This is a genomic window from Rhodococcus shunpengi, from assembly GCF_048381395.1.
GTDB lineage: Bacteria > Actinomycetota > Actinomycetes > Mycobacteriales > Mycobacteriaceae > Rhodococcus.
Map to the genome: position 1 here is coordinate 37674 of NZ_JBLWIU010000031.1, position 23005 is coordinate 60678.

Below are 23005 nucleotides of genomic sequence, written 5' to 3' on the forward strand. Positions count from 1 at the left end.
GAACGATCGACGGTGCGCGGCACGGCTGTCCGGGACGGTGCGTGCGGGATGTGATTCGATGTTGTCGTACACATCCCGCACCACCTCAGGACGAGCCATGAGCAACAACGACGACGGCAAGCGGTCGGTCCTGGGTCGTGCCTTCGAGATCCTCGACTGTTTCGCAGGGGGCGCCGAGATGACGGTCGCGGGGATCTGCGACCGCACGGGGCTCCCACCGGCCACGGTGCATCGGATGCTTGCGGCGCTGGTGCGGTGGGAGGGCGTCGAACGCCTGTCCCACGGTCGCTACCGTCTCGGACGGCGGATCTGGAGCCTGGGAATCGGTGCGCCGCAGGTGCGTCGCCTCCGGGAGCTCGCGCAGCCCTATCTCGTCGACCTGCACGTCGCCACACGCGGCACCGTCTACCTGGGTGTGCGGGACGGATCGGACGGGATCTTCTCCGACCGCATCACGCGCGTCAAACCCACCGCCAATTCCTCCCGGGCGACCCGCAGACTTCCGTTGCACCGCACCGGAGGTGGGCGGGTCCTGCTCGCCTACAGCCCCGAGGCCTGGGACGAGCTCGTCGCCGATGCGGAGTCGGATCCGGAGATGGCGGCACGGATACCGGAACTGCGTGCGCAGCTCGCGGAGATCCGCCGCACGGGTGTGGGGATCGCCCGCAACGACGGCCTCCCCGGCCGCACCTCCGTCGCGGCCGCCGTGCTCGATTCGCAGGGCGGCATCGTCGCCAGCGTGACGGTGGCCTTCCCCGAGTCCCGGATTCCGCAACCCCAGCAGATCGTGCCGCGCGTGATCGCTACGGCACGTGCGATTTCCCGTGATCTCGCGGCGACCGGCGGGTTCTGACCGGCCGTATCCCGCATTCGAGCGGATAGCTACGCCGGGTCGAGCGTCGAACCGTCGCCGAGGATCTCGACGACGAGCTCGCGTAGCCAGTCGATCTCGGGGGACGGCAGGTCGCGCCGGATCGTGTACAGCGATACCACCGATTCCGGTACCTCGAAAGGCAGTTCGTACAGGCCGACCTCGCCGAGACGGGCGGAGCGTTCGGCGTAGACGCGCGGGGCGAATCCCAGATAGGTGGTCGAGGCCAACACGCCGGCGATGCCGGTGAAGCTCGGGAGGGTGACCGCGACGTCGCGGTGGATTCCGAGTTCCCGGATGCGCAGATCCACTGCAGTATGTCCGGTTTCGACGGCAACCGACACGTGCCGTTCCGCCTCGAATTCCGCGAGGTTCGGTGTCGGTCCGATGCGTGGATGGTCGGGTCGGCGCACTCCGATGTAGGGCTGCGTGAACAGCGGCGTGCGGTCGAGATCCTGCCCGTTCAGAACCGGTGTGCACACCACCGCGTCGGCGTCCCCGAGCCACAGCGCCTCGCCTGCGTGCGAGAGGGCGAGGGGAACCACGTCGACGCTCGCGAGGGGAGCCCGAACGGACAGGGCAGCCATGATTTTGGGCAGAAGCCCCGTAATGCCCACATCGGACAGCACCAACCGGAAGGTCCGGGTCGTGGCGGCCGGGTCGAACGCCTCGGCGGCGTTCATGACGGCATCGAGACGCTCGAGCACCTCCCGCAGGCGGGGGTAGAGTTCGTCGGCCAGTCGTGTGGGTACGAGTTGCTGGTGGCGGCGGACGAACAACTCGTCGCCGAATCGCTTGCGCAGCTTGCCAAGTGCGTAGCTCACGGTCGGCTGGGCCACGAAGAGGTTCTCGGCGGCGAGCGTGACGCTTCTGGTCTTGTAGACGGATACGAACACCCGCAGCATACTGAGGTCGTAGTTGTTCGCCATTCGGTCGACTATAGATGCATTGAATAATGCGATCGGCAGAATCTATTGGATCTATGTGACCGCTCTAACATAGTGTGCTGATAAGTGGTCGTCCCGACCCTATGAATTCTCTTCTCGTCCTGCTGTAAGGGGACCTCTGCATGCCCACGATTCGCGAAGTGACCTTCGAGCTGCTGCGCCGGCACGGTATGACCACGATCTTCGGCAACCCCGGCTCGAACGAACTTCTGTTTCTCAAGGATTTCCCCGAGGACTTCGAGTACGTCCTCGGTCTCCACGAGGGCGCCGTGGTGGCGATGGCGGACGGTTACGCGCAGGCGAGCGGACAGCCGGTCTTCGTGAACCTGCACGCCGCAGCCGGCACCGGCAACGGCATGGGGGTGCTCACCAACTCGGTGTACTCGCACTCGCCGCTGGTGATCACCGCGGGGCAGCAGGTGCGCGACACCATCGGCCAGGAAGTCATGCTGGCCAACGTCGATGCGGCGAGCCTGACCCGACCGCTCACCAAGTGGAGCGCCGAACCGACCTGCCCCGAGGACGTGCCCCGCACCATCAGCCAGGCCGTCCACATGGCGACCCTGCCCGCCCCCGGCCCGGTCTACGTCTCGGTGCCCTACGACGACTGGGAGCACGAGGCCCCGGCCAACACCTCCTACCTCGCCGAGCGGCGCGTCACCACGACGACCGAACCGTCCGAGGCGATGACGGTCGAACTGCTCGCCGCCCTCGACGGTGCGGTCCGTCCCGCCCTGGTCCTCGGACCGGACGTCGACGCGGAGCGCGCGAACGGCTTCGCGGTGCAGCTCGCGGAATCGCTCGGAGCCGCGGTGTGGATCGCACCGTCGCCGTCGCGGTGCCCCTTCCCCAACACCCATCCGCTGTTCCGGGGGGTGCTGCCCGCCAACGTCATGTCCATCCACGAGGCACTGGCCGACCATGACGTGGTGCTCGTCGCCGGTGCCCCGGTCTTCCGCTACCACCACTACCGTCCGGGTCCCTTCCTGGCGGAGGGCACGCGTGTGCTGCACCTGTCCGAGGACACCGGCGAGGTCGCCCGTGCGCCCTTCGGCGAGGCCTACCTCGCGCCGGTCGGCGCGACGCTGCGCATCCTCGCCGAGCGGGTCCGCAGCCGCGACCTTCCGGCCGAGCCGGCACGGGAGGCGTTCGCACGCGGAGCCGATCGCACCGAGGCCATGCACCCCGACACGGTGTTCGCCACCATCGCCGAGATCGCTCCCCGCGACGTGGTCTACGTCAACGAATCCACCTCCACAGCGGACGCCTTCTGGCGGCACACCCAACTCGTCGAACCGGGTTCGTTCTACTCGCCGGCCTCCGGCGGCCTGGGCTTCGGCCTGCCCGCTGCCGTCGGCGTCCAGCTCGCCCATCCGGAGCGTCGCGTGGTCGCGACCATCGGTGACGGATCCGCCAATTTCGGGATCACCGCACTGTGGACCGCGGCCCGCCGCGACGTGCCGGTGGTGTTCGTCATCCTCAACAACGGTACGTACGGCGCGCTGCGCCGGTTCACCCGCGCTCTGGACACCGGCGACACCCCGGGACTCGACGTGCCCGACATCGACTTCGTCAAGATCGCGGAAGGCTACGGCGTGAAGGGCGAACGGGTCACCGGTGCCGAGGAACTGAAGGCGGCCCTGCACCGAGCTTTCGAAGGCACCTCCCCGGTGCTGATCGAAGCCGTCACGTACTTCGAGTAGGACCCGACACCCGCCGGAAAGACAACCTGAGGAACCACTATGAAGATCACGATCGAGAACCTGCAGCTCCGCTACGGGAAGTTCACGGCCATCGAGAACCTCAACCTCGAGATCGACGAGGGCGAATCGGTTGTGCTCCTCGGGAAGTCGGGCTGCGGCAAGACCAGCACCATGCGGTGCATCGCCGGCCTCGAGGAACCCACCGCCGGTCGCATCACCATCGGCGACACGGTCGTCTTCGACGCGGCGAAGGGCATCAACCTGCCGCCCAACAAGCGCAACGTCGGCATGGTCTTCCAGTCGTACGCGGTCTGGCCGCACATGACCGTCTTCCAGAACGTCGCGTACTCGCTGAAGCTGCAGAAACTCCCTGCGGCGGAGATCAAGTCGCGTGTCGCGGAGGTGCTCGAGCTCGTCGGTCTGTCGGACTTCGCGCAGCGTGGCGCGAGCCTGCTCTCCGGTGGACAGATGCAGCGTGTGGCACTCGCGCGCTCGCTCGTGATGCGCCCCTCGGTGCTCATGCTCGACGAGCCGCTGTCGAACCTCGACGCCCGCCTGCGCGACCGCCTGCGGGTGGAACTGCGGGAGATCCAGCTGAGCCTCGGCCTGACCACGGTCTACGTCACGCACGACCAGCAGGAGGCATTCGCACTCGCCGACCGCATCGCGCTCATGCAGGGCGGACGGATCGTGCAGATCGGCGGCCCCACCGCGATCTACAACGAGCCGGCGAGCGCGTCGATCGCGCACTTCCTCGGTGTGTCCAACATCTTCGACTGCACCGCCACCGTCGGCACCGACGGTTACGTCACGGCCGTTCGCGACGGGGGAGAGGTGATCCGCACCGAGCAACGCGGCCTCGCCGCAGCCGACGACTTCAAGGCGTGCATCCGGTCCGAGGACCTGATGCTGTCGACTGTGTCCGGCGGTGGCACCAACGAGTTCTCGGGTCGCGTCGCCGTCACGAGCTTCCAGGGCTCGAGCGTCCGCTACGCCGTCACCCTCGACAACGGAGGTGAGCTCGACATCTTCGCCCCGACGAAGGGCGCCGAGCGCTTCGAGATCGGCGATCGCGTGTTCGCTTCGGTCTCACCGGAGAACGTCCAGGTCCTGCCGGCCGATGTGGCACGACAGGCACGACTGCAGGAGGTCGCGGCATGACCCAGCTGGCCACACCCCCCGAAACACATCCGGTCGACGACCTCGAGCCGGAGACCCCGGTATCGGCGCCGTTGTGGCGCAGGGGAATCCTCCGCAAGAACGGCGCGGCACTGGTGGTCCTCGCCGTCCTGGCCGTCCTGGTGATCATGCCGATGATCCTGGTGCTCGTCGCCGCGATCGCCACCGAGGTGCCGCGGCCGGGCAACAGCGGTCTCGGTGCCCTCACACTCGACAACCTCAAGGTGCTCACGAGTCCCGACGCCGTCAAGGGTCTGGTGAACTCCCTCATGCTCGGCCTCGGGGCGACGGTCATCGCGCTCGTGATCGGTGCGTCGCTCGCCTTCATCTGTGCTCGCACCGATGCGCCCTGGCGCCGGTTCATCTTCTTCATCGGCATGGCGCCGGTGTTCGTGCCGGCTCTCGTGGGTGCGCTCGCCTGGTCGCTGCTCGCTTCTCCCAGTGCCGGATTCGTCAACATCCTGCTTGCCGACCTGGGCCTGGGCATGACGATCAACATCTACAGCATCCCGGGCCTGATCTTCGTTCTCGGCCTGTTCTACGCGCCGTACGTGTTCATGCTGGTGCACAGTTCGCTGTCGATGATGAACGCCGACCTCGAAGAGGCCGCGACCGTGCACGGCGCCTCCCTGAAGACGATGTTCCGGACGGTGACCCTGCCGCTCGCCATGCCGGCCCTGCTCGGTTCGGGCATCCTCGTCTTCGCGCTGAGCATGGAGAACTTCCCGGTCGCGGCGGTGCTCGGTAACCCCGCGGGGATCGAGACCCTGCCCACCTACATCTTCCGGCTCATGGGTGCAGCCCCGGCCCAGGCGAACGCCGCCGCCGGTATCGCCATCCTGCTCACGCTCGGCCTGGTCTTCGTCACCATGGGCCAGCAGTGGATCGTCAACCGCCGCAAGTTCACGACGATGACCGGCAAGGGTGCCCGTCCCCGTCAGGTGCCGCTGCGCGGCTGGCGTTGGCCGGCAACGATCTTCGCGCTCGTGTACTTCCTGCTCGCGATCGCACTGCCGATGGGCGCGCTCTTCCTCGCCGCCACCCAGGACTCGCCGTACCTGTACAGCATGTCCCAGATGTTCCAGGGCGGAATGTCGTTCGACAACATCGTGGAGGTGGCCTCGGCGGCCGACTTCCAGAAGGCGCTCGTGAACTCGGTGGTCGTGGCCGTCGTCGCCGCCTTCGCCGGTACGACGATCAGCTTCTCCGCCTCGTACATCCGCTACCGGACCAAGAGCCGCCTCGGCGCCCTGCTCGAGCAGATCGCCACCGCACCGCTCGCCATCCCGTCGATCGTGCTCGGCATGGGCATCCTCTGGACCTGGCTCAGCCTGCCGATCCCGATCTACGGCACGCTGATCATCCTCGCCGTCGCCTGTGTCGCCGTGGCACTGCCGCAGGGCTACCGCTCGATCTCGTCGTCGATGCTGCAGCTGCACAGCGACCTCGAGGACAGTGCCGTGATGCTCGGCGCCCGCCGGTCGCGCGCCATCGTCAACGTCACCGTGCCGCTGATGCGCGTCGGTATCGTGTCGACCTTCCTGCTCCTGCTCATGCTGGCGATGCGCGAACTGTCGGCCTCGCTGTTCCTGTTCACCTCCGACACCCGGATCCTGTCGATCCTGGTCTTCGACAACTTCGAGAACGGGCAGACGGCGGTCGCGGCCTCCATCAGCGTGCTGTTCGTCCTGGTGATCGCCGTGCTGGCCGTCCTCGCCCAGCTCGCCGGCAACCGGGAGAAGAAGCAGCTCGCCGAAGCGTCGGACTCCGGAACCAATTCGCTCTGACCGGACTTTTCGAGAAACGAAGGGCCTCACCATGAAAACGCGCAAAGTAGCGCTCACCGCTCTGTCGGTCGTCCTCGCCACGACACTCGCGGCGTGCGGTGGCGGAGATTCCGACGGCGTCACCTCCCAGGCCGAGGTCGACACCTCGGAGGGTCTGGTCATCGACGGCGAGACGATCGCCGACAAGGAGACCTACGAGGTAGCGAAGTCGCAGACGCTGAGTCTGTACTCGAGCTACCAGGAATCCAACGAGCAGGCCTTCATCGAGGCGTTCACCCGCGACACCGGCATCAAGGTCGACCTGATGCGCCTCGTCCCGGCCCGCTTGGCCGAGCGCGTGCTCTCCGAGCAGGGCGCAGGCCGTCTGAACGCCGACGTGATCCGCACCTCCGACTACGACATCGTCGACAGCTTCACCGACGCCGACGTGTGGAATCCGTACGTCGTGCCCGGCACCGAGGAACTCGAGGAGGTCGTGATCCAGGACGGCAACTTCTCCCGGGTCACCAACGTGGTGCAGACCTTCGGTTACAACACCCGCGCCGTCACCGAGGAGGAGGCACCCACCTCGTGGGCCGACCTGCTCGACGAGAAGTGGCGCGGCAAGATCGGCATCTCGCAGGGTGCGACGGGCGGTTCCAACGTCGCACTCAACTGGTTCGTCGAGGAGAAGCTCGAGGACGGCTACTGGGAGAAGCTCGCGGCGCTGCAGCCGACGATCTACGACGGTGCCGGCCAGAAGCTGACGGCCTTCGCCCGCGGTGAGGTGCCGATCGCGACCACGGGTTCGGCGTCGGTGAACGTCACCGCCACCGAGGACAAGGCGCCCATCGACTTCGTCGTGCCCGAGGAAGGCTTCGTGACCTTCGACTACTACCTGGGCAGGACCGCCACCGCCGAGAACGCGGAAGCGGCCGAGGTGTTCATGAACTACAACTTCTCGAAGCGCGGCCAGGAGCTGTTCACCGAGCTGGGCGACTACAGCGTACGACCCGACGTCGCACCGCCGACCGCGCTCGGCCGTGAACTCCCGCCGCTCGACTCCGACAAGGTCTGGCGTATGCCGCTGACCGAGGTGGAACGTCAGGCCGAGTACTCGCAGCACTGGGCAGAGGCGTTCAACTACTGATCCGCATCACGACGAGAGCGGCCCGAACCGGAGCAATCCGGTTCGGGCCGTTCTCATTTCGGAAGGTCGGGTTCGGGAGGTCAATGCAGCACTTCGCGCGCGGTGCGACGGACCGCATCGGTCAGCGCGTCGAGAACGGGAGAGTCCAGCCGCCACCGCTGCCAGTACAGCGGCACGGCGATCGGGTCGTCCGGGGCCAGGCTCACGAGATCGGTCGTGTCGGCGACCATCGCGTCGGGGAGCATGGCCCAGCCCAACCCCAGCCGCGCGGCCTCGACGAACTCGAGGGCGCCGGGAACGTAGTTGCGCGGCGGATTCAGCCGCCGCCGGGTCCGCTTGCGGACGAAGCGATCCTGCATGTCGTCCTTGCGGTCGAAGGTGAGCATCGGGGCCTCCCGCAGTTCGGTGGGGGTCATACCCTCGGGGAACCAGCGTTCGGCGAAGTCGACGCTCGCCATCGCGTGATAGCGCATGGCGCCGAGCTTCTCGGACGTGCAGCCCTGCACGGGTTCGGGGACGGAGGTGACCGCCGCCATGGCGGTGCCGTCGCGCAACAGATCCGTGGAGTGGAACTCGTCTTCGCGGTGCAGTTCGAACAGGGCTCGGTAGCGCACGGGCATCCGGGCCAGGGCGCGCAGCATCCAGGTGGACATCGAGTCGGCGTTGACGACGAGCGGAATCGTGGCGTAACTCCCGGTGTCGGCGCCGAGACCGAGTTCCTCGGAGGCGTCCTGCTCCAGCCGCGCGACCTGCCGGGCAAGTCGCATCACCACTTCGCCGGCCGCGGTCGCGCTGACGGGCCTGGTCCGTCGCAGCAGTACCTGACCGACGTGTTGTTCGAGCGACTTGATGCGTTGGCTCACCGCGGACGGTGTGACGCGAAGAACAGCCGCCGCACCCTCGAAAGTGCCCTCGTCCAATACCGTTGCAAAAGTGCGCAGTTGAGCGAAGTCCAGGTCCATATTAAGAAACTCTAATGCAGGTACAGCACAATCAACTGTTCTTATCTCGGCAGGATTCCTAGCGTCGATGCCATGTCACTCGTCGTCGCCGGATTCGTCACAGGTCTGTCCCTCATCGTCGCCATCGGTGCGCAGAACGCCTTCGTCCTGCGCATGGCGATCGCGCGACGATTCGTGCTGCCTGTGATCGCGATCTGCGTGATCTCCGACGCCGTGCTCATCACCGCGGGCATCGCCGGGATCGCGACGATCCTCGACCGCGCTCCCGGCGCGATCGACGTGATCCGTTGGGCAGGTGCCGCTTTCCTCATCTGCTACGGACTCTTCGCGGCACGTCGCGCGCTGAAGCCGTCGGCACTGTCCGCCGCCCCGGGCGGTGCCGTCACCATCGGCGCGGCCCTGCTGACCTGCCTGGCGCTGACCTGGCTCAACCCGCACACCTATCTCGACACCGTGCTCATGCTCGGTTCGGTGGCCAACCATTACGGCAACCCCGGCCGGTGGTGGTTCGGTGCGGGGGCGATCACCGCGAGCGTCGTGTGGTTCGCCGCCCTCGGGTACGGCGCCCGTTATCTGCGTGCCTGGTTCGCCAAGCCGTCCTCGTGGCGCATCCTCGACGGCGGCGTCGCGGTCCTGATGCTCGGCCTCGGTGCCGGGCTCGTCGCCTCGGCCTGATCACCTCACCTGCGTCCCGTGGGGGCGCGGTCGGGCTCGAGATGGCTGAACACCACGACGCCGGGCAGTGCCTCGCCGAGATCGGCCTCGATGCGGTCGAGCAGGTCGTGGCCGGCGCGCACCGTCCAGTCGCCCGGCACCCGCACGACGAGGTAGACGAAGCGCTGCCGTCCCGACTCGCGGGTGCGCGGCGGCAGGATCGTCACCACCCCCGGTTCCCGATAGCGGTCGAGGACGGCGTTCACCGCCGTCACGTCCTCCGGGGGAAGAACCGCGTCGAGCATGCCGACGACCGCCTGCCGCACGAGCCCGAAGCCGATCCGCAGGATGTTCAGGGCGACGAGGATCGCCACGATCGGGTCGAGCACGTCCCACCCGGACAGCGCGACCAGCGCGACGCCGACGAGCACGCCCGCCGACGTCCACACGTCCGTCAGCAGGTGTTTCCCGTCGGCGACCAGCGTGATCGACCGATGTGCGCGGCCTTGCCGGATGAGCAGCAGACCGACCACGAGGTTGAGCGCCGACGATCCGGCCGACAGGACGAGACCGAGTCCGACCTCGGTCACCGGCTGCGGGGAGATCAGGCGCTCGACCGAGGTCCACAGGATCACCGTCGCGGCGGCGAAGACCATGGTGCCCTCGACCGCGGCGGAGAGGTACTCGGCCTTCCCGTGCCCGAAATCGTGGTTCGCGTCGGCCGGCTTCGCGGCGAGACGTAGCGCCGCGAGACCGACGAGCGCCGCGACGAGGTTGACCCCGGATTCGAGCGCGTCCGACAACAGACCCACCGATCCGGTGATCCACGCCGCCGATGCCTTCAGCAGCATCGTCGCGAGCGCGGTCGCCACCGACAGCAGCATGAACCGCATCAACAGGCGGTGCTGCTGCGCAGAGGGCGCCACCGTTCAGCGCTTGACGAGCGTGAGCTGCATCCCGGTGAGGTCGGTGGCCGTCAGCGCGACGTAGTCGTATTTCGGGGTGGGAACCCACGGCGACAGTCCGAGGGCGTCGATCCGCGCCGCGTCGTCGAAGCTCCGCAGGATCCGGGCGTGTCCGTGCAGCACGACGCTCCACGCGGAGTCCTCGCGGATCTCGTCCACCTCGAAGGCCACCTGCGGGTGCACCGCCAGTTCGGAGAGCTTGCTGCCCTCACCGCTGCGGAAGTACACCGTGCGATCGTCGGTGACGTAGTTGACGGGATAGATCTCCGGTCGCCCGCCGACGACGGTGACGAGGCGGCCCACCTTGCCCGTCGCGAGCAGGTCCCAGCACTGGTCCTCGTCGAGTTGGACGACAGGATCGTCGGTGTTCGGGTTGTCGCTCATCGCGTTCACTCCTCCGGTTCCGCTGCCGTATCCAGCACATCACGAACCGGCTTCCGGCGCAGTGGAACGCTCCGCCGGTTACGGTGAAACCGGCCGTCAGGACCGTGTTCGCCCGATCCGCCGAGAGCAGCCCGAACGAGGAGTGCCGATGTCCGCACAAGCTCCCGCGACCACCTCGAGTTGGCACACCCGCGCCGCGACCGACGTCGCCGAGGCGTTCGAGGTCGATCCGCAACGAGGGTTGAGTGCGGACGAGGTCGAACGACGGCGTGGCGAGTACGGCCCGAACCTGCTCGGCGAGGCGAAGAAGGTACCGACCTGGCGGCGCGTGCTCTCGCTGCTGGCCGACAGGATGACCCTCGTTCTGGTCGTGGCGGCGGTGGTCAGCGCCACCGTCTCCCGCGAGTGGGAGACCCCCGTCGTCATCTTCGCGGTGATCGCGCTCAACACCGTGCTGAACTACGTGCAGGAATCCCGGGCCGAGAGCAGCCTCGCCGCGTTGAAGAAGATGTCGGTGTCGACCAGCCGGGTGCTGCGCGACGGCAGGGGGACGGAGGTGCCCCGCGCCGAACTCGTCCCCGGAGACGTGGTGCTCCTCGAGGCCGGCGACACCGTCCCGGCCGACGGCCGACTCGTCACCGCCGTCCGGCTGCAGGTCGCGGAGGCCGCCCTCACCGGTGAATCCCAGCCCGTCGACAAACAGGCCGACGTCGTCGACGATCCCGACGCGCCGCTCGGCGACCGCACCGACATGCTGTTCATGAACACCGAGGTCACACGCGGACGTGCCGCGATGATCGTCACCGGCACGGGCATGCGTACCGAAATGGGTGCCATCGCAACCCTTCTCGGATCGGCCGGTGGCGAACAGACGCCGCTGCAACGGCGCATCGGCCAGCTCGCCCAGACCCTGACGATCGTCGCGATCGTGACAGTGGCGCTGGTGTTCGTCCTCGGTCTGCTGCGGGGACAGACCTGGTCGGATCTCCTCGTCACCGCGGTGTCGCTGGCGGTCGCGACGATCCCCGAAGGGCTCACGGCCGTCGTCGCCTTCACCCTCGCGATGGGAGCCTCACGTCTCGCGGCCCGCGGTGCGATCGTCAAACGACTCGCCGCGGTCGAGACGCTCGGCAGCACCACCCACATCTGCACCGACAAGACCGGCACCCTCACCCTCAACGAGATGACGGTGCAGCGACTGCTCGTCGCGGGTCGTGCCTTCCGCGTCACCGGCACCGGGTACGGAACCGACGGCAAGATCCTCGTCGGTGACGGTCTGCCCGCACCGGACTTCACGGACGCACTGCTCGGGATGGGACTGTGCAACGACGCGACCGTGCGCAACGGAGTGCTGGTCGGCGATCCCACCGAGGGTGCCCTCGTGGTGCTCGCCGAGAAGGGCGGCATCGACGTCGAGGGTGCGCGGGCCGCGTTGAACCGCATCTCGGAGGTGCCGTTCGACTCGGACTACAAGTACATGGCCACCTTCCACACCCTGCCGAACGGCGGATACCGCTGTTTCGTGAAGGGCGCGCCGGGTGTGCTCCTCGACCGTGCCACCTCGATCGCCGGCCCCGACGGCCCGATTCCGCTCGACGACGACGGTCGCGCGAGGATCCAGCGGGCCGTGGAGGCGCTCGCGTCGGAAGGTCTGCGAACCCTCATGATCGCCGGTCGCGACCTCGATGCCGTTCCCCGCGGCGACACCGATGCTCTGCAGGAGAAGGTGGCCGACCTGACGATCCACGCGATCGTCGGCATCGTCGACCCGCCGCGGGCCGAAGCCGAGGATGCGATCGCCGTCGCCCACGAGGCGGGCATCTCGGTGCACATGATCACCGGCGACCATCTGGTGACGGCTTCCGCGATCGCCGAGGAACTCGGAATCCGCGGGTCGGCTGCCTCCGGTTCAGATCTCGACAAACTCACCGACGACGAACTGCGCAGGAGGGCAAAGGAATTCGGCGTCCTCGCCCGCGTGGCGCCCGAACACAAGATCAGGTTCGTCGAAGCGCTGCAGGCCGACGGGCAGATCGTCGCGATGACGGGCGACGGCGTCAACGACGCTCCCGCGCTCGAACAATCCGACATCGGTGTGGCCATGGGGATCACGGGAACCGACGTCTCCAAGGGCGCCGCGGACATGATCCTCACCGACGACAACTTCGCGACCATCGTCGCCGCCGTGGCCGAGGGACGCGGAATCTACGACAACATCGTCAAATTCGTGAAGTTCCAGCTCACCACGGCGTGGGGCTTCGTCCTCATCTTCCTGACGGCCGGTGTGCTCGGACTCGCGGGTGGCGCGCCCTTCAGCGCACTGCAGATCCTGTGGGTGAACATCATCATGGACGGACCGCCGGCGCTCGCACTCGGTGTCGACCCGACCGCCCCCGACGCGATGAGGCGACGACCGCGGCCCGCGAACGAGGCCCTGCTCGAACGCTCCCGGGTCCAGCGCATCCTCGGCCTCGGCATCGTGATGACGGTGGGCACGATCGCAGTCCTGCACTTCGGACCGGAACTGTTCCCCGACAGCGCATCCGACCCGTTGTTCGCCACCACCCTCGCGTTCACGACATTCGTCTTCTACCAGGTGTTCAACCTGTTCAACGTGCGCTCGGATCTCGGATCGGTGTTCTCGGCGCAGACGTTCACCAACCACACCATCTGGATCGCGATCGGCGCCGTCGTCGTCCTGCAGATCTGCGTCGTGCAACTCGGCGCCCTGCAGGGATTCATGGACACCACCTCCCTCACCTCCGAGCAGTGGCTGCTCGCGGTCGCAGTCGGCTCGTCCGTGCTGTGGGTGGACGAGATCGGCAAGTTCGTCGCCAGGAGGATCGAGGCGCGCAGGGCCGAGCGGGCGGATACGACCTTCCTCACCTGACGATCGGGAGATGGCGGAACTCACGTCACCGCGGGGAGAAGTGCGAGGCCGGACTACCCCAGAATGGAGGCTGCCCCGCGTTGCTCCCCCGAGCGCGCCCGCGTCCCGGCCCCACGACCTCCGGCTCCGGGACCCTCGACAGATCGAAGGTTTCCTCACCGATGACCACCACGGCTTCCGGCCGCCCACTCGACGATCCTGCCCACACCGACTCCGGACATCCCGCGCGCACGCTCGTGATGTGGGCGCTCGCCCTCGGCGGGTTCGGGATCGGAACCACCGAGTTCGTCGCCATGGGGTTGCTCCCCGAGATCGCGACGAGCATCGGGGTCTCCGAACCCACCGCGGGCCACGTCGTCTCCGCCTACGCGGCCGGTGTCGTCGTCGGTGCCCCGCTCATCGCGACGATCGCCGCTCGCGTGCCGCGCAAGACACTGCTGGTCGCGCTGATGGTCGCGTTCACCCTCGGCAACGCCGCCACGGTGCTGGCCCCGAACTACGGTCTGCTCGTCGTCTCCCGTTTCGTCGCCGGCCTGCCGCACGGCGCGTACTTCGGGGTCGCCGCGCTGGTCGCGGCGCATCTCGCCGGACCCGGTCGGCGCGCGCGGGCGGTGTCGCTGGTGATGATGGGGTTGTCGGTGGCGAACGTCGTCGGGGTGCCCGCCGCCTCGTGGCTCGGCATGGCGTTGGGCTGGCGCGCGGCGTTCGTGCTGGTCGCGGTGATCGGAGTGGCCACCGTCGTCGCTCTCGCCGCCTGGGTGCCGACACTGTCGATACCGACGACCAGCGTGCGGGTCGAACTCGGGGCGTTGAAGAGCAGCACCGTCTGGCTCACGCTCGCCGTGGCCGTCATCGGCTTCGGTGGTGTGTTCGCGGTGTACACCTACATCAGCACCACGCTGACCGACGTCGCCGGAGTGTCGAGATCGCTCGTGCCGGTCGCGCTGATGCTCTTCGGCGTGGGCATGGTCGTCGGCAATGCCATCGGTGGTCGCGTCGCCGATCGCGGTGTGATCCCCGGCGTCTACGCGTCGATCACTTCGCTCGCGGTGCTGCTCGCGCTGTTCGTCGCCGCGGCCCACAACCCGTGGACCGCCTTCGTGATGGTCTTCGGTCTGGGTGTCGGATGTGCCGCGGTGGGCCCGGCTCTGCAGGTGCGGTTGATGGATGTCGCGGAGGACGCCCAGACGCTCGCGGCGTCGCTGCATCACGCCGCGTTCAACCTGGCGAACGCGTTCGGTGCGTGGATCGGCGGGGTCGTGATCGCGGCCGGATTCGGCTACACCGCTCCCGCCGCGGTCGGTGTGCTGCTGGCGCTCGCCGGTGTCGCCGTGTTCGCGATCTCCGTTCGCCGCCGTGAGAAGGCCGCACCTTCCCGACGTGATTGGATACGGAAGTGACCGATTCCAGCATTCCGACCCCGCCCGATCCCTTCTTCACGGTCGGAGCGCGTCTCGACAACGGACTCGGCCGCACGGGCACGATCCACACCCCGCACGGAGACATCCGCACCCCGGCCTTCGTGCCGGTGGGTACGAAGGCGACCGTCAAGGCGGTGCTGCCCGAGACGATGGCCGAGCTCGGCTCGCAGGCGCTGCTCGCCAACGCCTACCACCTCTACCTGCAGCCCGGCTCCGACATCGTCGACGAGGCCGGCGGGCTCGGGAAGTTCATGAACTGGCCCGGCCCGACCTTCACCGACAGCGGCGGATTCCAGGTCATGTCGCTCGGGGCCGGGTTCAAGAAGGTCATCGCGATGGAGTCCGTCGGCGTCCAGAACGACGACGTCATCGCCAAGGGCAAGGAACGGCTCGCCCACGTCGACGACGACGGGGTGACCTTCAAATCGCACCTCGACGGGTCGCGGCACCGGTTCACCCCCGAGGTGTCGATGCGTATCCAGCACGAGCTCGGTGCCGACATCATGTTCGCCTTCGACGAGCTCACGACCCTCATGAACACCCGCGGCTACCAGGAACGCTCCCTCGAGCGGACCCAGGCGTGGGCGGTGCGGTGCATCGCCGAGCACGAGAAGCTCACCGCCGAACGTGCCCATCGCCCCTACCAGGCGTTGTTCGGGGTCGTGCAGGGCGCGCAATACGAGGACCTGCGACGACAGGCCTGCCGCGGCCTCGAGTCCATCGTCGGTGAGACCGGTCGCGGGTTCGACGGCTACGGCATCGGCGGGGCGCTCGAGAAGCACAATCTCGGCACGATCGTGCGGTGGTGCACCGAGGAGCTGCCCGAGCACAAGCCGCGGCACCTGCTGGGCATCAGCGAACCCGACGACATCTTCGTCGCGGTCGAGCACGGCGTCGACACCTTCGACTGCGTCAATCCGTCGCGGGTCGCGCGCAACGCCGCGATCTACCACCCGGACGGCCGGTTCAACATCAACACCAGCCGTCACCGGCGCGACTTCACGCCGATCGACGAGAACTGCGACTGCTACACCTGCCGGAACTACACGCGCGCGTACATCCACCACCTGTTCAAGGCGAAGGAGATGCTCGCCTCGACGTTGTGCACGATCCACAACGAACGGTTCACGGTGCGCCTCGTCGACGACATCCGGACGAACATGGAGAACGGCACGCTCGCCGAGTTCAAGGCCGAGACGCTCGGCCGGTTCTACGCGAGCCGGCGCCAGGCCTGAGTCGTCAGGCGTGAGTCGTCACGCGTAGGAGGGTTCGCGCTTCTTGACGTACGCGATCACGCGGTAGGTCACCGGGAGCACGACGATCTCGACCAGCGTCTTCCACAGGAACCCGACGATCACGAAGTTGACGAAGTCGGCCCAGGTCGTGATGCCGATGGCCCCTGCGGCGATCGAGCAGAAGATGAGGGTGTCGGCGAACTCGCCGACGACGGTCGACCCGATCAGCCGCGCCCACAGGTGCTTCTCCCGGGTGCGTTCCTTGATGCGGACGAGCACGTACGAGTTGAGCAGCTGCCCGACCGCGTACCCGGCGAGCCCGGCGATGAGCATCCGGGGCACCACGCCGAGCACGTTCTCGAAGGACTCCTGACCGGCGTAGAAGTCGGCCGGAGGTAGCTGCTGCGTGATCCAGAAGCACAGCGCGGACAGCGCGACCGCCCCGAAGCCGTAGAAGACGGCGCGGCGGGTGGCCGCGAAGCCGTACACCTCGCTGAGCACGTCACCGAGGATGTAGGCGAGGGGGAACAGGAAGAACCCGCCGTCGGTGATGATCGGCAGGATCTGCAGCGGACCGGCGGTGAGTTCGGAGCCGGTGAAGAACGCGATGCCCTTCGTCGCGGAGATGTTGGAGATCATCAGTACCGCGGTGAACAGCACGACGATCCCCGTGTACGGGCTGCGGCCCACGCGCGCGAAGGCGGCGTGGTCGAAGAGGGCGGGGGAGGTGTTCGATCCGTGCTCGGTCACCCGGACATCCAAGCATCACCATGGGGCGATCACGAAGTTGCGGACGGTCTGTACGTGCGCGAACACCCCATATGCGACGAACGGGCCCCGTCCTGACGAGGACGGGACCCGGAACGCGCGGGAGATCAGGACTTGCGTACCCGGGTGCCGCCGGCGAACTTGTCGTGGAAGCCCTGTTTGTCGCCGTCCTGCTCGATGGTGACCGCGATACCGATGTATGCGGCGAGCGACAGCAGACCGGCGAGGAAGCCCAGTAGCGGGACGCCGGTGAGGATCTGCAGCGCGACGAAGGCATTGCGCTTGGCGGCCTGCTCGAGGGTGGGGTTGCCACCGGCGGGACCGACGACCGACAGGCCGAGGAGCTTCTTGCCGACGGTCGCGCCCCGAGCGGACTCCATGTACGTCCAGTAGCCGAAGGCGACGACACCGCTGACGACCGTCGTGAAGAAGTTCACGAAGCCGCTTCCGCCGCTCGCGAGGAGCATGATCGCGGTCAGGATCCCCATGGGGATGCCGACGATGAGACCGTCGATGATGCGGGCGCCGAGACGCGGGAGCAGCTCCCCCGGGGTGCCGGTGCCGAAGTTCGGATCCGGACCGGGGAATCCCGGGCCTCCGAACCCACTGTCCTGCGGTGCACCGTACTGAGGTGCACCGTACTGGGGAGCGCCGTACTGGGGAGCGCCGTTCTGTGGGGTTCCGTACTGCGGTGTTCCGTACTGGGGAGCGCCGTACTGAGGGCCACCGTTCTGGGGAGCGTCGTACTGAGGGAACTGCTGGGTGTAGTCGGGCGGGGTGGCGCCGTACGAGGGGGCGCCGGGATGACCGCCCGTCGCCCGAGGATCCTGCTGAGGGGGTGGATAGCCACCAGTGGTCACTTATGTCTCCCTTGTCGCGATCGGCATGGCAACGCGCCACGGTACAGCGTGCCGTGGCGCGTCGGTAGATGCCTCCGGATGCGACGGGAGGGTCCCCGCCGGGGTTGTGTCAGGCCGCTACGGGACCACCCGTGGTGACCCGGTAGGCGTACGTGACGGCGATGATCGAGACCGGCACGGTGACCAGCAGGCCGATCAGGCACAACAGGGCACCGAGGAGGTTGATGCCGAGCAGTGCGAGGGCGAGCAGCACCAGCGTTCCCGCATTCGATTTGACGGCATTGAAGCTCGACTTGATCGCGGTGACGGCGTCCTCATTGCGATCGATGACGAACTGCATCGTCCACCACGCGAAGAACGCGAACACCAGGCCCGGGAGGATGCACAGCACGAGACCGATCGACGTGCCGATGCCCACGAGCAGACCTGCGACGATGACCGCGCCGATCGGGCCGATCTGGAGGAACGTCCCGAAAGCGGGTCGCTGCCCGTCGGTTTCGGCCAGTGCGCCGCGCACGAAGGCGGCCTGGATCAGGTATCCGACGATCGTCGTGACGATGCTGCCGATGGCGCTCAGGAGGGTGAAGTCCGTCGCCTCACCGGTGAAGTCGAACCCGTTGAAGATGCCGCTGATCAGGCCCTGGATGACGAACGCGGCGAGCATGAAGACGATCCACACGCCGGCGTTGCCGCTGAACTTCGACCAACCGTAGGAGATCGCGTCGCCGACACTCAACTGATTCGGGGGCGGACCACCGAAGCTCCCGGCGCCGTACGCGCCCGGCGGGGGCGGGTAGTCACCACCCGACGGGGGAGGCGGATAGTTCCCCGGCGGCGGGTAGGACCCACCCGGAGGCGGGTAGTTGCCACCCGAGGGAGGGGGATAGTTCCCCGGAGGCGGGTAGTTGCCGGGCGGCGGATAGTTCCCACCCGGCGGGGGAGTGCCACTCCCCGAGGGCGGCGGATAGTTTCCGGGTGGTGGGTAGTTTCCGGGTGGCGGATAACCACCCGGGTTCTTCGGATCCTGATTCGGGTCGTAACCACCGGTGGTCATGGCTGCCTCTCGTCTCCGGGATCGGACACTTCCGAGAGAGTACGGACATCACCTCGGGTCTGCATCCGCTATGTCCGCATCGTGTCCTATCGGATGCCTTCCTCCGACGGGGCGAACACCCACGGATCCCGGGGGAGTCTCACGGGATTCCAGCGGTCCAGCAACAGTTCCGGCGACACGGGTTCGCCGGGGTCGGCGAGTCGCAGCGACACGGCGATCGTGCCCAGCACGTCGGCGGCCGTGTGGCCGAGCGCGAGCTGATCGGCCAGTGTCACCGCGCCGTCCCGTTTGGCCAGTCGCTTGCCCTCCTTGTTGAGCGCGAGCGGCACGTGCGCGTAGACGGGTTCCGACAGTCCGAGAAGGTGTGCGAGATAGGCCTGCCGGGGCGCGGAGGTGAGCAGGTCGTCTCCGCGCACCACCTGATCGATGCCCTGGTCGGCGTCGTCCACCACCACTGCGAGGTTGTACGCGGGGGTTCCGTCGTTGCGGCGCAACACGAGATCGTCGACGATGCCCGTGAAATCTCCGTGCAGCAGGTCGTGGACGGTGAACCACTCCTCGGTCGCCCGCAATCGGATCGCGGGGGCGCGGCCGGAGGCCCGGCGCTCGGCCCGCTGCTCGTCGGTGAGGCTGCGGCAGGTGCCCGGATAGGCGCCCGCAGGGGCGTGGGGTGCGGAGGTGGCCTCGAGGATCTCGCGTCGGGTGCAGTAGCACTCGTAGGTCAGGCCGGCCTGCTCGAGCCGCGCGATCGCCTCGTCGTACAGGCGCCGGCGGCGGGACTGGTGGACCACTCGGCCGTCCCAGTCGAGACCGATGGCCGCGAGATCCGCGAGCTGGCGTTGCTCCGCGCCGGGACGCACCCGGTCGAGATCCTCGACGCGGACCAGGAACCGACGGTTCGTCGACCGCGCGAACAGCCACGCCAGGACGGCGGTGCGCAGATTGCCCAAGTGCAGGTCGCCGGAGGGACTCGGTGCGAAGCGGCCCGCTCCTGCTTCGTCCTCGTCCGGAAGTGACACCCGTGCACTCTATCGAGCGACCCCCAGGAGCACTGCTCGCTGGGCGTGCACGACCTCCCGGATCGCCGCGACCGCTGCCGCGACCTCCGGCCGCCGCAGCGTCTCCGAGCGCGCGACGAGCCAGTAGGCCAGACGCGCCTCGACCTCGCCGGGCAGGACCCGGACGAGATCGGGGTGCCGATCGGCCATGAAGCACGGCAGCAGACCGAGGCCTCCGGCGGCACGGGTCGCCTCGACGTGCACGAACACGTTCGTCGAGCTGATCGAATCCTGCATGTCGGGGGCGATGCGCCGCGCGACGTCGAGATCGTCGACCTGCAGCATCGAATCGATGAAGTACACGAGGGTGTGCTCACGCAGGTCGCGGACCGACGACGGGGAGCCGTGCATGGCGAGATAGTCGCGCGACGCGTAGAGGCCCAGGTTGTAGTCGGCGAGGCGGTGCGCTTCGGCCCGATGCACCTGCGGGCGTCCCACGACCACCTCGATGTCCATGCCGGATCGTTGCTGCGAGGCGCGACGGGTGGTCGCGACGATCTCGACGGAGATACCCGGATGGCGTTGCCGCACGAGCGCGCCGGCCGGGGCGGCGATGTATGCGCTGAAGCCGTCGGTGGCGGAGATACGCACGACGCCTTCGAGGCGGCGCTCACCCCGGGGGTTCCGCAGAGTCCCGACCGCGGCCTCGATGCGTTCGGCGGCCTCGAGCGCCTCGCGACCGAGGTCGGTCAGTTCCCATCCCGCCGCCGACCGCGTGAGCACGCGACCACCGAGGCTGCGCTCGAGCGAGGCGATCCGCCGGGAGATCGTGGTGTGGTTGACGCCCAGGTCGTCGGCGGCGCTGGTGAACCTGCCGCTGCGCCCGACGGCGAGCAGGACGAGGAGGTCATCGGCCGAGGGCACGCTCATGTGTGCAGTTTTGCAGATCGCATCTGCGAATCGCGTCATTGTGGATGCATATGTGCGTACCGATACTCGGCATATGCGTTTGGAAGTGTTCCCCGTCACACAGCGTCCCGGGAGGGTGCAGGCATGAGCGTCGAACAGGCACGAACGGATGGGCCGGAGAGTTCACCGTCGGCATTGCGCAGGGTCGTCGGTGCGTCCATGGCGGGCACCGTCGTCGAGTGGTACGAGTTCTTCCTCTACGGCACCGCCGCAACCCTCGTCTTCGCCAAGGTCTTCTTCCCCGACGGCGGCAACGAACTCGACGCGATCATCGCGGCGTTCGTCACCTACGCCGTGGGCTTCGTCGCCCGGCCGCTCGGCGGGATCGTCTTCGGCCACTTCGGTGACCGGTTCGGACGCAAGCAACTGCTGCAGACCAGCATCATCATGGTCGGCGTCGCGACCTTCCTGATGGGCTGCCTGCCGAGCTTCGGTGCCATCGGGTACTGGGCGCCGGCGCTGCTCGTGACGCTCCGGTTCATCCAGGGCTTCGCGGTCGGCGGCGAGTGGGGCGGCGCGGTACTGCTGGTCGCCGAACACAGCCCCAACCGCTCACGCGGGTTCTGGTCGTCGTGGCCGCAGGCCGGTGTGCCGATGGGCAATCTCCTCGCGACGATCGTCCTGCTCGTCCTCACCACCACGTTGCCCGAATCGGCCTTCCTGTCGTGGGGCTGGCGAGTCGCGTTCTGGCTCTCGGCCGTCATCGTGCTGATCGGCTACTACATCCGCACCAAGGTCACCGACGCCCCGATCTTCCTCGAGGCGCAGCAGGAGGCCGACAAGCTCGAGGAAACGTCGTTCAACGTCTTCGAGGTGCTCAAGCGCTACCCGCGCGGCGTGTTCACGGCCATGGGCCTGCGGTTCGCCGAGAACGTCATGTACTACCTCGTCGTCACCTTCTCGATCACCTATCTGAAGATCGTCGTCGGTGCCGACACCAGCCACATCCTGTGGTGGATGCTCGCCGCGCACGCCGTGCACTTCGTGATCATCCCGATGGTCGGACGACTGTCGGACACGCTGGGACGCCGTCCCGTCTACATGATCGGTGCCGTCACCGCCGGTGCCTGGGGCTTCCTCGCCTTCCCGATGATGGACACCGGCAACAGTGCGTGGATCGTCTCGGCGATCGTCATCGGACTCGTCTTCCACTCGTTCATGTATGCGGGGCAGCCGGCGATCATGGCGGAGATGTTCCCGACCCGCATGCGCTACTCGGGCGTCTCGCTCGGCTATCAGGTCACCTCGATCGTCGCCGGGTCGCTCGCCCCGATCATCGCCGCGAGCCTGCTCAGCCGCTTCGAGTCGTCGGTCCCGATCTCCTTCTATCTGCTCGGCTCGTCGCTGATCACGATCGTCGCGGTGATCGCGGCCCGGGAGACGAAGGGCATCTCGCTGCGCGACATCGACGCCGCGGACGCGGAAACCGTCGCCCAGGAGAAGGCCGCCGAGAACGCCAGGGTCTCGGCATGAGGGCCCGCACCGCACTCGTGACCGGTGGTGCCGGCGGGATCGGGGCGGCCTGTGCCCGCGCTCTCGCTCGGCAGGGAGTCCGCGTGACCGTCGCCGATGTCGACGAGGTCGCCGCGAAGACGCTCGCCCACGAGATCGGGGGAGAGGGGTGGGGGGTCGACCTGCTCGACACCGACGGCCTCGACGGTCTCCGCCTCGACGTCGACATCCTCGTCAACAACGCCGGCATCCAGGTGGTGCGGCCGGTGGAGGACTTCGCCCTCGCCGACTTCCGCCGCATCCAGACGCTCATGGTCGAGGCGCCCTTCCTGCTCGTGAAGGCCGCGCTGCCCGGCATGTACGAGCGGGGCTTCGGCCGGATCGTGAACATCTCGTCGGTCCACGGGCTGCGGGCGTCGGCGTTCAAGGCCGGGTACGTCACCGCCAAGCACGGCCTCGAGGGGTTCTCCAAGGTCGTCGCGCTCGAGGGCGGCCCCCGCGGCGTGACAAGCAACTGCGTCAATCCGGGTTACGTCCGTACCCCGCTGGTGGAGAAGCAGATCTCGGAACAGGCCCGCGCGCACGACATCCCGGAGGATCGCGTGCTCTCGGATGTGCTGCTCACCGATCAGGCGGTGACCCGGCTGGTCGAGCCGGAGGAGGTGGCCTCGCTCGTGTCGTGGCTGGCCTCCGACGAGGCCGGGATGGTCACCGGCGCGTCGTACACGATGGACGGCGGCTGGTCGGCCCACTGACAGGACGGTCCGACTGCAATCA

20 protein-coding genes are annotated in these 23005 nt (G+C 67.7%); 11 read left to right on the forward strand and 9 right to left on the reverse strand.

The window, feature by feature from the left end:
* The first annotated feature begins 97 nt into the window (after positions 1 to 97).
* Entirely contained in the window at positions 98 to 853 is a 756-nt protein-coding gene (locus ACNJ7K_RS17750) for an IclR family transcriptional regulator (protein WP_487042010.1), read from the forward strand.
* 29 nt (positions 854 to 882) lie between these two features.
* Here ACNJ7K_RS17750 and ACNJ7K_RS17755 read toward each other — a convergent pair whose 3' ends face one another.
* Positions 883 to 1800 carry a LysR family transcriptional regulator gene (locus ACNJ7K_RS17755; protein WP_120281139.1) on the reverse strand — a complete coding sequence of 306 codons (918 nt, stop codon included), beginning with the start codon at positions 1798 to 1800 and terminating at the stop codon, positions 883 to 885.
* Between the two features lie 140 nt (positions 1801 to 1940).
* Here ACNJ7K_RS17755 and mdlC point away from each other — a divergent pair, with 140 nt between their 5' ends.
* Genes mdlC through ACNJ7K_RS17775 form a run of 4 tightly spaced genes read left to right on the forward strand, consistent with a single transcriptional unit; the run spans position 1941 to position 7616 of the window.
* Complete coding sequence (gene mdlC / locus ACNJ7K_RS17760) at positions 1941 to 3521, forward strand: benzoylformate decarboxylase (RefSeq protein ID WP_159416939.1); 1581 nt, start codon at positions 1941 to 1943, stop codon at positions 3519 to 3521.
* 39 nt (positions 3522 to 3560) lie between these two features.
* Positions 3561 to 4682, forward strand: a complete 1122-nt coding sequence (locus tag ACNJ7K_RS17765; RefSeq protein ID WP_016690987.1) for an ABC transporter ATP-binding protein — start codon at positions 3561 to 3563, stop codon at positions 4680 to 4682.
* A complete protein-coding gene (locus tag ACNJ7K_RS17770) occupies positions 4679 to 6487 on the forward strand; it encodes an ABC transporter permease (RefSeq protein ID WP_016690988.1) in 1809 nt (602 codons plus the stop codon). Before ACNJ7K_RS17765 ends, ACNJ7K_RS17770 begins: the two co-directional genes overlap by 4 nt.
* 31 nt (positions 6488 to 6518) lie before the next feature.
* A complete protein-coding gene (locus ACNJ7K_RS17775; protein WP_120281141.1) occupies positions 6519 to 7616 on the forward strand; it encodes an ABC transporter substrate-binding protein in 1098 nt (365 codons plus the stop codon).
* Between the two features lie 80 nt (positions 7617 to 7696).
* Here ACNJ7K_RS17775 and ACNJ7K_RS17780 read toward each other — a convergent pair whose 3' ends face one another.
* Positions 7697 to 8578, reverse strand: coding sequence for a LysR family transcriptional regulator ArgP (locus tag ACNJ7K_RS17780; RefSeq protein ID WP_024102747.1), 882 nt, complete (start codon positions 8576 to 8578; stop codon positions 7697 to 7699).
* Between the two features lie 72 nt (positions 8579 to 8650).
* On the opposite strand from ACNJ7K_RS17780, the gene ACNJ7K_RS17785 reads away from it, so the two are divergent.
* Complete coding sequence (locus ACNJ7K_RS17785; protein ID WP_016690991.1) at positions 8651 to 9253, forward strand: LysE/ArgO family amino acid transporter; 603 nt, start codon at positions 8651 to 8653, stop codon at positions 9251 to 9253.
* A gap of 5 nt (positions 9254 to 9258) precedes the next feature.
* Here ACNJ7K_RS17785 and ACNJ7K_RS17790 read toward each other — a convergent pair whose 3' ends face one another.
* Both ACNJ7K_RS17790 and ACNJ7K_RS17795 read right to left on the reverse strand, forming a co-directional pair.
* Complete coding sequence (locus tag ACNJ7K_RS17790; protein WP_183070781.1) at positions 9259 to 10125, reverse strand: cation diffusion facilitator family transporter; 867 nt, start codon at positions 10123 to 10125, stop codon at positions 9259 to 9261.
* Positions 10126 to 10161: 36 nt separating this feature from the next.
* Entirely contained in the window at positions 10162 to 10581 is a 420-nt protein-coding gene (locus tag ACNJ7K_RS17795; RefSeq protein WP_145691020.1) for a pyridoxamine 5'-phosphate oxidase family protein, read from the reverse strand.
* A 148-nt stretch (positions 10582 to 10729) separates the two neighbouring features.
* Here ACNJ7K_RS17795 and ACNJ7K_RS17800 point away from each other — a divergent pair, with 148 nt between their 5' ends.
* The 3 genes from ACNJ7K_RS17800 to tgt all read left to right on the forward strand — a co-directional run bounded on the left by ACNJ7K_RS17800 (position 10730) and on the right by tgt (position 16127).
* Positions 10730 to 13471 carry a calcium-translocating P-type ATPase, PMCA-type gene (locus ACNJ7K_RS17800; protein ID WP_487042011.1) on the forward strand — a complete coding sequence of 914 codons (2742 nt, stop codon included), beginning with the start codon at positions 10730 to 10732 and terminating at the stop codon, positions 13469 to 13471.
* Positions 13472 to 13632: 161 nt separating this feature from the next.
* Complete coding sequence (locus ACNJ7K_RS17805; RefSeq protein WP_060653995.1) at positions 13633 to 14871, forward strand: MFS transporter; 1239 nt, start codon at positions 13633 to 13635, stop codon at positions 14869 to 14871.
* On the forward strand, positions 14868 to 16127 hold the full coding sequence (tgt, locus tag ACNJ7K_RS17810) for a tRNA guanosine(34) transglycosylase Tgt (RefSeq protein WP_016690997.1): 1260 nt from the start codon (positions 14868 to 14870) through the stop codon (positions 16125 to 16127). The genes ACNJ7K_RS17805 and tgt overlap by 4 nt, the downstream gene beginning before the upstream one ends.
* A gap of 18 nt (positions 16128 to 16145) precedes the next feature.
* Here the strand turns inward: tgt and ACNJ7K_RS17815 are convergent, their stop codons facing one another.
* The 5 genes from ACNJ7K_RS17815 to ACNJ7K_RS17835 all read right to left on the reverse strand — a co-directional run bounded on the left by ACNJ7K_RS17815 (position 16146) and on the right by ACNJ7K_RS17835 (position 20737).
* Positions 16146 to 16877, reverse strand: coding sequence for a queuosine precursor transporter (locus ACNJ7K_RS17815; RefSeq protein WP_120281144.1), 732 nt, complete (start codon positions 16875 to 16877; stop codon positions 16146 to 16148).
* A 125-nt stretch (positions 16878 to 17002) separates the two neighbouring features.
* Positions 17003 to 17755 carry an RDD family protein gene (locus ACNJ7K_RS17820; RefSeq protein WP_487042012.1) on the reverse strand — a complete coding sequence of 251 codons (753 nt, stop codon included), beginning with the start codon at positions 17753 to 17755 and terminating at the stop codon, positions 17003 to 17005.
* A gap of 109 nt (positions 17756 to 17864) precedes the next feature.
* Positions 17865 to 18809 carry a DUF2189 domain-containing protein gene (locus tag ACNJ7K_RS17825; RefSeq protein ID WP_487042013.1) on the reverse strand — a complete coding sequence of 315 codons (945 nt, stop codon included), beginning with the start codon at positions 18807 to 18809 and terminating at the stop codon, positions 17865 to 17867.
* Positions 18810 to 18895: 86 nt separating this feature from the next.
* On the reverse strand, positions 18896 to 19828 hold the full coding sequence (gene gluQRS, locus ACNJ7K_RS17830; RefSeq protein WP_230792081.1) for a tRNA glutamyl-Q(34) synthetase GluQRS: 933 nt from the start codon (positions 19826 to 19828) through the stop codon (positions 18896 to 18898).
* A gap of 9 nt (positions 19829 to 19837) precedes the next feature.
* On the reverse strand, positions 19838 to 20737 hold the full coding sequence (locus tag ACNJ7K_RS17835; RefSeq protein WP_487042014.1) for a LysR family transcriptional regulator: 900 nt from the start codon (positions 20735 to 20737) through the stop codon (positions 19838 to 19840).
* Positions 20738 to 20860: 123 nt separating this feature from the next.
* Between ACNJ7K_RS17835 and ACNJ7K_RS17840 the strand changes: the two genes are divergently transcribed.
* Both ACNJ7K_RS17840 and ACNJ7K_RS17845 read left to right on the forward strand, forming a co-directional pair.
* Positions 20861 to 22249, forward strand: coding sequence for an MFS transporter (locus ACNJ7K_RS17840; protein WP_487042015.1), 1389 nt, complete (start codon positions 20861 to 20863; stop codon positions 22247 to 22249).
* Positions 22246 to 22983 (forward strand): 3-hydroxybutyrate dehydrogenase, encoded by a 738-nt coding sequence (locus ACNJ7K_RS17845; RefSeq protein WP_120281150.1) that lies wholly within the window; start codon positions 22246 to 22248, stop codon positions 22981 to 22983. The genes ACNJ7K_RS17840 and ACNJ7K_RS17845 overlap by 4 nt, the downstream gene beginning before the upstream one ends.
* Positions 22984 to 23005 lie beyond the last annotated feature (22 nt).